We start from the raw sequence: 13,660 nt of genomic DNA on the forward strand, positions 1-13,660 counted from the left end.
GGCTTTTTATATCATTAATAGGAAAATTAATAATCAGGACGCAAAACACCTTTGACGGTTTCTTTTGTTGCTTCCACATCTCCATCGATAACAACATCGATGATTCGTTTAGCATCTTCTGGTGGACAGCAAACCAAAGGCAAACGTAATGGTCCAGTTTCAAATCCAAGATAATTAAGCACGGCTTTAACCGGTGCTGGACTTGGATATGAGAATAAAGCATTAACTTTTGGAATGAATTGACGTTGGATAGCTGCAGCTTTCTTGATATCGCTGTTTTCGATAGCTGTTAGCATTTCGTGCATTTCATCACCGTTAACATGAGAAGCAACAGAAATTACCCCATCAGCACCTAAATTCATAGCGTGGAAAGCATCGCCATCTTCACCAGTATAAATCAAGAAATTATCTGGTTTGTGTTCGATAAGATAAGCCATGTTAGCAAGACTCGTACATTCTTTAACACCGATGATATTTGGGTGCTCTGCCAAACGTAACATTGTTTCTGGCGTCATTTCAACAACAACGCGTCCAGGTATGTTGTAAATAATGATTGGAAGGTCACTAGCATCAGCAATAGCTTTAAAGTGTTGATACATGCCTTCTTGTGATGGTTTGTTGTAGTATGGAACGATGGCAAGACCAGCAGCGAAACCACCAAATGCAGCAACTTCACACGCAAATTCGATAGAATCGCGGGTATCATTGGTACCAACACCAGCAATTAATGGCACACGACCTTTAACAATCTTTTGCACTGCAGCAAAAAGTTCCAATTCTTCATCGTGTGTTAATGTTGGACTTTCAGCAGTTGTTCCAGCAAGCAAAAGAGCGTCTGTGTGATGTGCAAGCAAATGTTCAATTAATTTTGGTAGCGCATCAAAGTTAATTGAACCGTCTTCGTTAAATGGAGTAATCATTGCGGTGATGATTTTAACATCTCTTAAATCTTCAATAGACATAATACTCTCCCTCTTTGTCTAAGAATTAATACCTGTTTAATTAAATATGCTCAAAGATCAGCTTCTAAAAGAAACTGGTTTGAGTTATTATTTGAGTTCGAATTTAAGATCTTTAGTTGGGTGGACAAGACCGCGTTCGTGAAGTGTTTCAGCAATTTGAACAGAGTTCCATGCAGCGCCTTTAAGGAGGTTATCAGAAACAACCCACATGTGAATACCTTTTTCAACATCTAGGTCTTTACGGATACGTCCAACAAATGTTTCTCGTTTGCCTACAGCGTTGGCAGCTTGTGGGTATACTTGGTTAGCAACATCATCTTCAAGAACTGCACCTGGGAAGGCAGCAATGGCAGCTTTCACTTCTTCGATCGGAGCAACTTTTTTTGTTTCGATGTAAACTGCTTCAGAGTGTGAGAAAAGAACTGGCACACGAACACATGTTGCTGAAACTGAAAGGTCTGGTTCTGCCATGATTTTCTTAGTTTCGTTTGTCATTTTCATTTCTTCGTAAGTATAGTCATTATCTGTGAAGACATCGATTTGTGCAAGAGCGTTAAATGCGATTGGGAAGTGTTTTTTATCACCACCACATGGCAAGATGTCAGCGTGAACGTCTTTTGGTTCAAGACCATCATTAACAACTTCTTTGATTTCACGAAGTGTTTCATTGATTGCTGATTGACCAGCACCAGATACGGCTTGATAAGTAGAGACGATGATACGACTCAAGCCCCATTTTTGACGAACGGGTTCCAAAGCAACCATCATTTGGATTGTTGAACAGTTTGGACAAGCAATGATACCATTGTGAGCATCTAAAGCGTGAGCATTGACTTCAGGTACAACAAGTGGCACATCTGGATTTTGACGGAAATAAGATGTGTTATCGACAACAACTGCTCCTGCTTTAACAGCGTAAGGAGCGAATTTCGCAGAAACAGAACCACCTGCAGAGAAAAGAGCAATATCAACGCCTTCAAATGAATCTTCAGTTGTTAATTCAACAGTAACATCTTGTCCCTTATACTTCAAAACTTTCCCAGCAGAACGTGAAGATGACAAAAGACGTACTTTGTCAATAGGGAGTGTTGATTGTTCTAATTGTTGAATCATGCGAGTTCCAACGGCACCTGTGGCACCAATGACAGCGACTGTATAGCCCATTTCAATACCTCTTCCTGGAAAATAGTGTACTATTCTCAATTTTCTAAAAATTTATAGTAGCTACATTATACAACTTTTTAACTCAAAAGAAAAGTCTGAATTTTATTTTGAGTTAAAAATATTTTGACAACAAAAAAATCCCCACCGAATTTGGTAGGGATATGAGGCATTCAAAACTGAATGTGGCAAAAAGGTTCACACAGATTGCCAAAGTCCGCTCCTGCGTTTCTGGTCGAACTAGAATGACCTCCTCTTGCGCAAATAAACTCTCAAATCGAGTTAATTCGGCTCATCGCATGTTCCTAGTATACCATAGAAGGTAAGATTTGCAAGTACTTTGTTTCTACATCAACGGTGCGATGGTTTTGACCAGTAATCCAATGATTTTTTCATGGGTTGGTCGACTATCAAGCGTCTCTTGAGTGACGCGTTTACTTTTTCGCATGGTTTGAATGCAATCATCGTAAATATCACGAATAGCATCAACTTTATACATATAAGTTGCACATTCAAAATGGTGATACAAACTACGATAGTCAAGGTTAATCGTTCCGACTACTGCTTTACTGTCATCGCTGATAAAGACTTTAGCATGGACAAATCCTGGTGTGTAGAGATAGATTTTAACACCTGAGCACATGAGTTTGCTAAAGTAAGTTTTTGCCAGCATATAAGGAATTTTTTTATCTGGAATTCCAGGCATGATAATTTGCACATCTACACCACGTTCCGCGGCAAAACAAAGCGCATGCTCCATTTCGCTATCAAGAATAAGATAAGGTGTCATGATGTAGACGTATTCTCTGGCGTGGTTAAGAATATCAATATAAACATTCTCACCAATTTTATCGGTATCAAGTGGCGAATCACCATATGGAATAACATAACCATTTGCTTTTCGTTTTTTATCATGCTTAGCAAGGTAGGGTTTGACAACCATTTGTCTTTCGGTGATTGACCACATTTGTAAGAACAGTACTAAGAAACTGTCAACTGCCTCACCCTCAAGCATCAGAGCGGAGTCTTTCCAATGACCAAAACGATTGATTTTATTGATGTACTCGTCAGCTAAGTTCACTCCGCCGGTAAAACCTACTTTACCATCAATTACAATGATTTTTCGGTGATCACGGTAATTGTAATAAGTTGAGATAAAAGGCGAAATCGGTGAAAATGCTTTGGCTTTAATACCAATTTTTTCCAAACGTTGTGTGTAGTCAAAAGATAAGGTTGAAAATTCAATCATGCCATCGTAGAGGACACGAACTTCCACCCCTTCTCTGACTTTTTGTTCTAAGATTCGAAGAATTTCACCCCACATCTTACCTTCAGCAATGATGAAAAATTCCATGAAAATATAATCTTCAGCCTTAAGCAATTGTTTCTTAAGTTCTTCGAAAAACTCTTCTCCCGTTGGGAAATAGGTCACTTCGGTATTTTGATAAGCTGGAAAGTCACCGTGACTACGGTCAAAATACTGAACCAGGTGATAAGTCGTCGATGTATTACTTTTCAAAACTCTCAATGTTTCCAAATTATCTTGCAAATATTGGCTGCTAGCATCAACCAAATGGTTCATTCGAAGTTTGAGACCGCGATACCCCCAATCAAGTTTGGTGTAAATGAGGAAAAGCGACCCTAACAAAGGTGCAATCATTACCAGAATTAGCCAAGTCACACGTGATAGAGCGTCCATTTCACTGTTTACAAGATATAATACAGTTGCAATGGCAAGAGCACGTTCAATTATAACGACCCAAATACGATAGTGATCTACCCAAACAAATGATGCAATGATGAACAAAAGTTGCAAAATTAACAGGATAGAAATGACAGTTGTCCGACTAAAAATTCCTCGAAGAAAACTACGTCGGCTTTTATCTAATAAGCGTAATGCTTTGATTTTATTAGTGTTTTTATTGTCGATAATCATAACCTCCACATCATTTTTTCTTCATTTACTTCTATTATACCATACTTTACTGGCTGCTTTTTTCTGGAAAATAGAAAAAGTCGGCAAAAGCCGACTTGTTATTGACAAGATTATTTTAGAACAATCCGATAGCTGTTCCATCTTCTGCAACGTCCATATTAAGTGCTGCTGGTTTTTTAGGAAGTCCTGGCATTGTCATCACATCACTTGTCAAAGCAACGATGAATCCAGCACCAGTTTTTGGAACAAATTCACGAATTGTAATATCAAAGCCTTCTGGTGCTCCAAGAAGTGTTGGATTATCAGAAAAGCTATATTGTGTTTTAGCCATACATACTGGCAATTTATCCCAACCAAATTGAGCAAATTGTTTCAATTGGTTTTTAGCTTTTTTACCGAAGATAATTTTGTTACCACCGTAGATTTCAGTAACGATTTTAGTGACTTTTTCTTCAAGTGAATCGTCATCAGAGTAAAGACGTTTGTAGTTGGCATTGCCATTTTCAACGGCATTAACAACGGCTTTAGCAAGGTCCACCCCACCGTCAGCACCATTTGCCCAAACACTTGCAAGTTCAACTGGTACATTGATTTCAGCACAAAGTTCTTTAAGGGCAGCAATTTCAGCTTCTGTGTCCGCTACAAATTCATTAATGGCAATAACTGCTGGAACACCAAATTTACGGACGTTTTCAACGTGACGTTTAAGGTTAGCAAATCCAGCACGAACAGCTTCGACATTTTCTTCACCAAGATCTGTCTTAGCTACGCCACCATGCATTTTAAGGGCACGAATTGTGGCAACGATAACCACGGCATCTGGTGTTGTTGGAAGGTTTGGTGTTTTAATATCGAGGAATTTTTCAGCGCCAAGGTCAGCACCAAAACCAGCTTCTGTAATTGTGTAATCTGCTAAGTGAAGAGCTGTTGTTGTTGCAAGGACAGAGTTACAACCGTGTGCGATATTGGCAAATGGACCACCGTGAACGAAAGCTGGTGTTCCATAGATAGTTTGAACAAGGTTTGGCTTAATAGCGTCTTTAAGGATAAGTGTCAAAGCACCTTCTACTTTAAGGTCACGCACGTAAACTGGTGTTCGGTCGTAACGGTAAGCAACAACGATATTTGCCAAACGTTCTTTCAAGTCTTTAATATCTGTTGCCAAGCACAAGATTGCCATGATTTCTGAAGCAACTGTGATATCAAAGCCATCTTCACGAGGAATACCATTAACTGGGCTACCAAGACCAACAGTGACATGACGAAGAGAGCGGTCATTAAGGTCAACGACACGTTTCCAAATGATACGGCGTTGGTCGATACCGAGTTCGTTTCCTTGGTGCATGTGGTTATCGATAATTGCTGAAAGGGCATTATTTGCTGTTGTGATAGCATGCATATCACCTGTGAAGTGAAGGTTGATATCTTCCATAGGAAGAACTTGAGCATAACCACCACCTGCGGCACCACCTTTAATCCCCATAACAGGACCAAGTGATGGTTCACGAAGAGCAAGCATTGTTTTTTTGCCGATTTTATTCAACGCATCAGCAAGACCGATAGACATTGTTGATTTACCTTCACCAGCTGGTGTAGGGTTGATGGCTGTGACGAGGACAAGTTTACCAGGTTTGTTTTCTTGAACAGATTTGATTTTATCAAAAGATAATTTTGCTTTGTATTTACCATAAAGTTCAATATCATCAAATGTGATACCAACTTTTTCAACAACTTCTGTAATTGGTTTAAGTTCAACGCTTTGTGCAATTTCGATATCTGATTTCACGGGGACTCTCCTCTGATATTTTTTTGATCGATAAAAACATTATAACACACTTTTTCAAAAACGCACGATATTTATTTAAATAATTATTAACGTTCGTTTTTTATCGTTGCAAAACAACTTTTTTTATTAATTGTTATAGTTATTTACTATAACAAAGAACATTTCCAGAATCATTGCAACAGAGGAATTCATCCAACTTTGTTTCTTTTGAAAACCATTCAAATCAATTCTTTCATCCTTCAAACTTCTCAAAGGAAAAGGTTGTTAATGTTCGTTTTTAGGTAAATATTTGAAAAAATAGGCACTTACTAAAACAAAAGCATGTCAAACAATTTACGAAAAAAATGTTTTTGTGTAAAATAAGGCTATGAAAATTTTAATTACATCCGGTGGAACAACCGAAAAAATAGATTCTGTTCGTGGCATTACAAATCATGCCACAGGATCATTAGGAAAATATATTGCAGAAGCGTTTTTAGAAAAAGGAAATCACGTCACTTTGGTTACCACTAAAGAAGCTGTTAAGCCAGCAGACCATCCGCTACTAACAGTACATACTATTACGAATGTTGATAGTTTGCTAAAAACACTTGAACCACTTGTCAAAACGCATGACGTCTTTATTCATAGCATGGCGGTATCTGACTACACACCTGTTTATATGACAGATCTTAATGAAGTTGAACAGTCCGAACACGTTTCGGATTTGCTAAATCGTCAAAATACGGAATCTAAGATTTCTTCTAAGGAAGAATACCAAATGCTTTTTATGAAGAAAACACCAAAAGTGATTTCTTTAGTGAAAAGCTGGAATCCTGATATCTGCTTAATTGGTTTTAAATTATTGGTTAATGTTAGCAAAGAAGAGCTTTTTGCTGTTGCGCGTGAGAGTTTACAAAAAAATAAAGCACGCTATATTCTCGCCAATGATTTAACAGAGATTAAGGAAGAGCAGCACCATGCTTATTTGCTAGATGAATCTCATGTCTATGAAGCAAACACAAAAAAAGCTATTGCAAACTTGATTTTTGAAAGGGTGACAAACCATGACTAAACGTATTTTATTAGCTGTTTCTGGGAGCATTTCTGCCTACAAAGCAGCTAATTTAACTAATCAATTAACCAAACTTGGCTATGATGTTCATGTTTTAATGACAAAGGCTGCTACTGATTTTATTACACCACTAACACTTCAGGTTTTGTCAAAAAATGCTGTTCATCTTGATGTCATGACTGAAGAGAATCCAAAAAGTGTTAATCATATTGAATTGGCTAAAAAAGCTGATTTATTTGTTCTTGCCCCTGCTTCTGCTAATACTTTAGCAAAATTAGCGAACGGCTTAGCTGATAATATGGTCACAGCTATTGCTCTTGCTTTGCCTGCTGAAACACCTAAATTAATTGCGCCAGCTATGAACACAAAAATGTATGAAAATCCCTTAACGCAGCGCAATTTAGCAACTTTGAAAGAAGTTGGTTATGAAGAAATTGAACCTCGTTCAAGCCTTTTAGCGTGTGGCGATATCGGTTGTGGGGCGCTTGCAGAACTTGACACAATTATCGAACGTATCGAAAAAAGTCTATAAATTTCACTCTTGTCAAGACACCTATAAATTTGTATAATGTATTGGGCTTTTGAAAGAGAAGCCCAAAAAGTCATCTCTTAGGAGGAGTTATGAAAAACAATAAAGCAGCAAGCAATATTGCCACAGTTGCAATTTTCTTTGCTATCATGCTTGTTATTAATTTTTTAACAAGTCTTGTCTTTAACCTTTGGCCTGTGCCAATCAAGCCAACACTTATTCACGTACCAGTAATCATTGCATCAATTGTTTACGGACCACGAATCGGTGCAACACTTGGCGCTTTAATGGGAGTTATCAGTGTGACAGTAAACACTTTAACTCTTCTACCAACAAGTTACCTCTTCTCTCCATTTGTTGAAAATGGTAACCTTTCTTCATTAATTATTGCTATGGTGCCACGTATTTTAATTGGCATTACACCTTATTTTGTTTACAAATGGTTTCATAATAAGTTTGGTATCGTCATTGCTGGTGCTATTGGTTCTATGACAAATACAATTTTTGTTTTAGGTGGTATTTTCTTCCTCTTTGCAAATGTTTATAGTGGGGATATTAAAGCACTTCTTGCTGTAGTCTTTGGTACAAATGCAATTGCAGAAATGATTATTTCAGCAATTTTAACACTTGCAATTGTTCCAAAATTACAGAAAATCAGAGCATAAATAATGAAAATCACGGGAAAACCGTGGTTTTTTTAGTCACATCAAGTTAAAAAATTGGTTAATTTTTACCTTACACAAACGTTTGCGTAACTCAACGTAAGTACCCCAAAAGATTGATTTAACAATATTTTCACTAAAATTAAATTTTTACTAGCTAAATGATTTACAAAGTGGTATAATGAAAGCGTTTATAAGAACATACAAAGGAGTTCCATTAATGACTTACACTGAAAACTATCAAAAATGGCTCGATTTTGCGGGGCTTCCCGACTATCTCCGTGAAGAATTGTTAGCCATGGACGAAAAGACAAAAGAAGATGCTTTCTACACAAACCTTGAGTTTGGTACAGCAGGTATGCGTGGGGTTATCGGCGCTGGTACTAACCGTATCAACGTTTACGTTGTTCGCCAAGCTACTGAAGGTCTTGCAAAACTTATCGAAACAAAAGGTGAAGATGTTAAAAAACGTGGTGTTGCTATCGCCTACGACTCACGTCACTTCTCACCTGAGTTTGCATTCGAGTCAGCTCAAGTTTTAGCAAAACATGGCATTAAAGCATATGTTTTCGAATCACTTCGCCCAACTCCAGAATTGTCATTTGCTGTACGTCACCTTGGTACTTTTGCAGGTATCATGGTTACTGCAAGTCACAACCCTGCTCCATTTAACGGATACAAAGTTTATGGTGAAGATGGTGGACAAATGCCACCTGCTGATGCTGATGCCTTGACTGACTTCATTCGTGCTATCGATGATCCGTTTGCTATCGAATTAGCTGATCTTGAAGAAAGCAAAGCTTCTGGTCTTATTGAAGTTATTGGTGAAAATGTCGATGCTGAATACCTTAAAGAAGTTAAAGACGTTAACATCAACCAAAAATTGATTGATGAATACGGAAAAGACATGAAGATCGTCTACACTCCACTTCACGGTACTGGTGAAATGCTTGCTCGTCGCGCTCTTGCACAAGCTGGTTTCGAATCTGTACAAGTTGTTGAAGCTCAAGCTGTTCCCGACCCTGACTTCTCAACTGTAAAATCTCCAAACCCAGAAAACCAAGAAGCATTTGCTCTTGCTGAAGAACTTGGACGCAAAGTTGATGCCGACGTTCTTGTTGCAACTGACCCAGATGCTGACCGTCTTGGTGTTGAAATTCGTCAAGCTGACGGTTCATATCGCAACCTTTCTGGTAACCAAATCGGTGCTATCATTGCCAAATACATTCTTGAAGCACATAAAACAGCTGGAACTCTTCCAGAAAACGCTGCTTTGGCAAAATCAATTGTGTCAACTGAATTAGTAACTAAAATTGCTGAAAGCTACGGCGCTAAAATGTTTAACGTCTTGACTGGTTTCAAATTCATCGCAGAAAAAATTCAAGAATTTGAAGAAAAACACAACCACACTTACATGTTCGGTTTCGAAGAAAGCTTCGGTTACCTTATCAAACCATTCGTACGTGATAAAGATGCCGTTCAAGCCGTTCTTATCGTAGCTGAAATTGCTGCTTACTACCGTTCACGTGGTTTAACACTTGCTGATGGTATCGAAGAAATCTACAAAGAATACGGATACTTCGCAGAAAAAACTATCTCAGTAACACTTAGCGGTGTTGATGGTGCTGCAGAAATTAAGAAAATCATGGATAAATTCCGTGACAACGCTCCAGTTCAATTCAACTCAACTGATGTTATTAAAACTGAAGACTTTTTAGCACAAACAGCTACTAGCGCTGCTGGCGTTGAAAAATTGACAACTCCACCAAGCAACGTATTGAAATACACACTTGCTGATGATTCTTGGATTGCTGTTCGCCCTTCAGGTACAGAACCAAAAATCAAATTCTACTTCGCAACAGTTGGCAACGACTTAACTGATGCTGAAGCTAAAATTGCTAACATCGAAAAAGAAATTAACGCTTTTGTTAAATAATCTTAAAAATAATCTTAATTAGATATTTTAAAACTCCTTCTATTTCAGAAGGAGTTTTTTTACGCATATTAGATTAGATTCTTTAATATAAAAAGGTAAATTATCGGTAGTTTTACATAAATATATTTATGTAAAATAAAACAACACCCAAGGGAGACAAGGTGCTGTTTTATTTTTTTAGGAAATGTTCATTTCATGAAATAACGCATTAAATATTACCAGTTAGCCAAGCAATGATAAAGAACAAAGCAAAACCAAAGAGGTAAATAAGACCAATGATTGATAGAACTTTCAACCAAGGCTTGATCTGATGTTCTTTGTTATTAACCAAAGAATAATTAAGGTAACCAAAGAATGGTGTTGTGATGAATGATGCAATCATGGCAAAACGAAGCATTGTTGCCACATTACCAGCAAATAGATAAACAATCACAAGACCAACGGCTGCTGTCACAGTCATCCAAGCATAAAGAGCTTTCTGAGATGATTCCTTCTTACCAAGTAATAAACGAAGGGATTCGTTGTTAGCACGAGAATAACCATCAATAACTGTGATAACTGTACCGAAGATACACAGGAAGGCGATTAGGGTAATCAAGAAGCGAGCCCATTCGCCAAGAACCTCAGCGTACATGTTAACGAATTGAGCGATGTAGGCCGCTGATGCACCTTGCACTTCTTCACCTGAACCAAACTGGATTAAAGCACCAAGAGCACAGAAGATAAGAGCTAAAATAGCGGTTCCTACATATCCTGTGTTGAAATCAAAGACAGCATCATCTTCTGACATGTTAACGGTTTTACGTTTTTCAACAGACCACATTGAGCTGATAGCTGAAATTTCGATTGGGCAAGGCATCCAACCCATTAATGAAACGATAAATGGTAAAGCTGCCATGCGCCATGGTGTTGGTGCTTCAAAGTTTGGAGCGTATTCACGGTGTTTGAATAATGCAACAACAACCGCTAAAACAGTTGCTATAGTCAAGGCTGTCATCACCCATTTTGCAAGAGAATCAAGGAAACGATAACCACCGATAAGCAACATTGCCCAAATAATAACAATAATGACAGTAGTCAATTGTGAAATGCTCAATCCAAAGCCATTTGGGAAGACGTTGTATAAAATTGCTGCGCAAAGAATACCAACTCCAGCGGTATTAACGATTGCTGAGAAAACATTCAAAATGAAGAAAACAGCTAACCAACCTTTACCTTTTTCAGCATAGCCTTCAATCAAGCTTTTATTATTTTCCATTGTGTATTGAGAACCAAAACGGAAAAATGGATATTTAAAAATATTAATCAAAATGATCAGCAAAGCCAATTGCCATCCGTAGATAGCTCCTGCTTGTGTAGAAGAAACGATGTGTGAGCCGCCAACGGCAGCTGATGCCATTAGAATACCAGGGCCAAGTGCTTTAAGTTTAGTACGCCAAGTCGACTGTTGTTCTGTGCTTTCAGTCATAAACCAGACCTCTTTCTAAATAAACTTTCAATTTTCAGATAATTCTGCATTATGCAAGGCTTATTTTAGAACTCAAACTAAAGAAAGTCAATCTTTTTTGTGTAAATTTTCTGAAAAAACTGAAAAATATCTTTTAAAATACAACGAAAGACCGCTAACTAGAGTATCGCTCTCTTTAAAAAATACGTTTTTATCTTTAATCTGTAAAATAATTAATATATCCTGCAACCACTCTTATCAAAATTAAAATTGCTAGTACTAACTCGATGACATACAAAAAATATAAGCCTTCAAAATAATTAACTGCTCCTTTTAATGCAATTGCCGTAACAATCAAAAGAAAAGTTAAAGCTGAAAACCCTGGATTGAAGAGGCTTTTTAAAATTCCTGGAACAAAATAAAGAACGGTAAGGTATAACATCTGCGACAGGATAATCAATCCTAAAAGTAATGGACGATAGATAGTTTCAAAAGCATTAAGATAAGCTACTGCCACTAAGGCTGGAGCACACAGTGTAGCTAGGTTAGATTTTACATCATCAGGAATTCCATGTTTCCATAATCTTAGAAAAATCGTCGGCAGAAGAACTATTAAAGCAAGTAAGAGATAAATAAAGATAGTTTTACCTAGTTGAGAGTTTCCCGTCCAGGGAACAGTTAAACTAGAGATTCCTATTCCTATATACAGAACTGCCCATGATGGAAAGACGTTACTTAGCTTAAAATTCCATAGAAATCTTTTTGAAAAGATAACAATGTAACTAATCAATGCAATAAAAGACAGTCACCAAATCGTTCGGAAGATTCCCTCGGTAAATCCATACCATTCTGGAAAGACATCCTGATAGACAATCATCAGCATTCCTTGTATTAAGAGTGTTGGAAAAATTGAGGCTGTTAGCAGATTTTTAAGTGCAAGTCTATAGTTCTTAAAAGATTTTACAAATGCCATCAGTAATGGTAAATATAAAACAAAAGCTATACCACCTAGTATATCACGTAAAAGAGTTGAATAATCTCCCAAGGTGTTTCCTAATGAAAAAAGCACAAGCCTAAGCTACCTAATGCTAAAGGAGGTTCTTTTAATTTTTTCATCTATTCTCCTTAGTATCAGGTTTCTTTATAAAAATGAAAAAATACCTCACAAAACATGGGGTATTTTTATTGTAACATAAATAAGTTAGGGGCAAAAGTTCTTTAAAAAATCCAGCTTACTATTAAAACAAGTTTTTAAAGAAGTTGACAATAGCTTGCCAGATGTTAGCCAAGAAGCCTTTTCCTGATTCTAAAGCGCTTGATGAATCAAAATTCAAGTTAATACCCTTGAATGATGAACCTGCATTTGAAACAATACTGTCCTTCAAAGAAGCCAAGGCTGATTTGAAGCTACTGCTATCAATGATGCTTGATTTTGAAAGGTTGAAAGCAAAGTTAACAATCATGTTGATTTGGTTATTTGATAACACGTCTTTCAATTTATAGTTATCAAGTGTTTCATCAACGATTTTACGAACATCATCTTTTGTCACGTTAGACCCGGCATCTGCTACTGCTGATTTGATATCAGCTAAAGCAACATTTAATTTATCGGCGTCATAACCATCTGTACCTTGATTTTCAGTATTGATAGTAGACAAAGTATTCAATTCTTCTTGAGCCAATTGCTTGCTTTCATCAGAAACTTTAGCACCATTTTCTTCAAGTGAATAATAAATTCCAGCCAAAGCTGATTCACCTGTCACTGGAATTGGTGAGGCAACAGTGATTGCGGCATGTTCGATACCAAGTGTTACTGCAGCGTTGCGGTACATATCTGACGTTACTTTTGTGATATTTTCAGGAGTGACAATATTAACCGTTAATGTCTCTGAAGAGCCCAATTTTTGAATTTTAACTGATGAGTATAATTGCAAACTTGGATCATCAGCGACATCCATAATTTGAGCATAAGCACTTGTTGTGATTGTTTTGACGTTTGTGTCTTTTGAACTATCATAACCAAGCAATGATAAGGTTTGATTGCGTTGATCATCCGATAAAGAATAACCCAGCACGTAATCTGGTTGCACATAGGTCTCATCAATGACATCTTGAACTGAGTTACTTGCTGCTTGAACATGGCCAACTGTAAGAGTTGAGAACAATGCTAGCGCACAAGCCATGAGT

Annotated in this window: 11 protein-coding genes; 4 read left to right on the forward strand and 7 right to left on the reverse strand. The window is 37.4% G+C overall.

Annotation, left to right across the window (positions count from 1 at the left end; all coding sequences use genetic code 11):
- Positions 1-26 precede the first annotated feature (26 nt).
- The 4 genes from dapA to DQN23_RS04485 form a co-directional block, all read right to left on the reverse strand.
- Positions 27-962 (reverse strand): 4-hydroxy-tetrahydrodipicolinate synthase, encoded by a 936-nt coding sequence (gene dapA, locus DQN23_RS04470; RefSeq protein ID WP_058813944.1) that lies wholly within the window; start codon positions 960-962, stop codon positions 27-29.
- An 87-nt stretch (positions 963-1,049) separates the two neighbouring features.
- The gene (locus DQN23_RS04475) at positions 1,050-2,126 is read right to left on the reverse strand and encodes an aspartate-semialdehyde dehydrogenase (RefSeq protein ID WP_058813946.1); all 1,077 of its coding nucleotides are present in this window, start codon (positions 2,124-2,126) and stop codon (positions 1,050-1,052) included.
- A gap of 343 nt (positions 2,127-2,469) precedes the next feature.
- Entirely contained in the window at positions 2,470-4,059 is a 1,590-nt protein-coding gene (gene cls / locus DQN23_RS04480) for a cardiolipin synthase (RefSeq protein WP_020916799.1), read from the reverse strand.
- Between the two features lie 115 nt (positions 4,060-4,174).
- Positions 4,175-5,845, reverse strand: coding sequence for a formate--tetrahydrofolate ligase (locus DQN23_RS04485; RefSeq protein WP_111712806.1), 1,671 nt, complete (start codon positions 5,843-5,845; stop codon positions 4,175-4,177).
- 367 nt (positions 5,846-6,212) lie between these two features.
- Here DQN23_RS04485 and DQN23_RS04490 point away from each other — a divergent pair, with 367 nt between their 5' ends.
- From DQN23_RS04490 to DQN23_RS04505, 4 genes are all read left to right on the forward strand, one after another.
- On the forward strand, positions 6,213-6,899 hold the full coding sequence (locus DQN23_RS04490; RefSeq protein ID WP_111712807.1) for a phosphopantothenate--cysteine ligase: 687 nt from the start codon (positions 6,213-6,215) through the stop codon (positions 6,897-6,899).
- A complete protein-coding gene (gene coaC / locus DQN23_RS04495) occupies positions 6,892-7,431 on the forward strand; it encodes a phosphopantothenoylcysteine decarboxylase (RefSeq protein ID WP_020916802.1) in 540 nt (179 codons plus the stop codon). Before DQN23_RS04490 ends, coaC begins: the two co-directional genes overlap by 8 nt.
- A gap of 89 nt (positions 7,432-7,520) precedes the next feature.
- The gene (locus tag DQN23_RS04500) at positions 7,521-8,093 is read left to right on the forward strand and encodes an ECF transporter S component (RefSeq protein ID WP_111712808.1); all 573 of its coding nucleotides are present in this window, start codon (positions 7,521-7,523) and stop codon (positions 8,091-8,093) included.
- A gap of 217 nt (positions 8,094-8,310) precedes the next feature.
- Positions 8,311-10,026: a phospho-sugar mutase gene (locus DQN23_RS04505; RefSeq protein ID WP_111712809.1), complete on the forward strand. Its 1,716-nt coding sequence runs from the start codon at positions 8,311-8,313 to the stop codon at positions 10,024-10,026.
- A gap of 208 nt (positions 10,027-10,234) precedes the next feature.
- Here DQN23_RS04505 and DQN23_RS04510 read toward each other — a convergent pair whose 3' ends face one another.
- The 3 genes from DQN23_RS04510 to DQN23_RS04520 all read right to left on the reverse strand — a co-directional run bounded on the left by DQN23_RS04510 (position 10,235) and on the right by DQN23_RS04520 (position 13,656).
- Positions 10,235-11,494, reverse strand: a complete 1,260-nt coding sequence (locus tag DQN23_RS04510; protein WP_111712810.1) for an NRAMP family divalent metal transporter — start codon at positions 11,492-11,494, stop codon at positions 10,235-10,237.
- A 196-nt stretch (positions 11,495-11,690) separates the two neighbouring features.
- Entirely contained in the window at positions 11,691-12,263 is a 573-nt protein-coding gene (locus tag DQN23_RS09275; protein WP_230318094.1) for a TDT family transporter, read from the reverse strand.
- 448 nt (positions 12,264-12,711) lie between these two features.
- Positions 12,712-13,656 (reverse strand): DUF1002 domain-containing protein, encoded by a 945-nt coding sequence (locus DQN23_RS04520; RefSeq protein ID WP_373104263.1) that lies wholly within the window; start codon positions 13,654-13,656, stop codon positions 12,712-12,714.
- Positions 13,657-13,660: the final 4 nt, after the last annotated feature.

It is taken from the genome of Streptococcus lutetiensis, assembly GCF_900475675.1.
Lineage (GTDB): Bacteria > Bacillota > Bacilli > Lactobacillales > Streptococcaceae > Streptococcus > Streptococcus lutetiensis.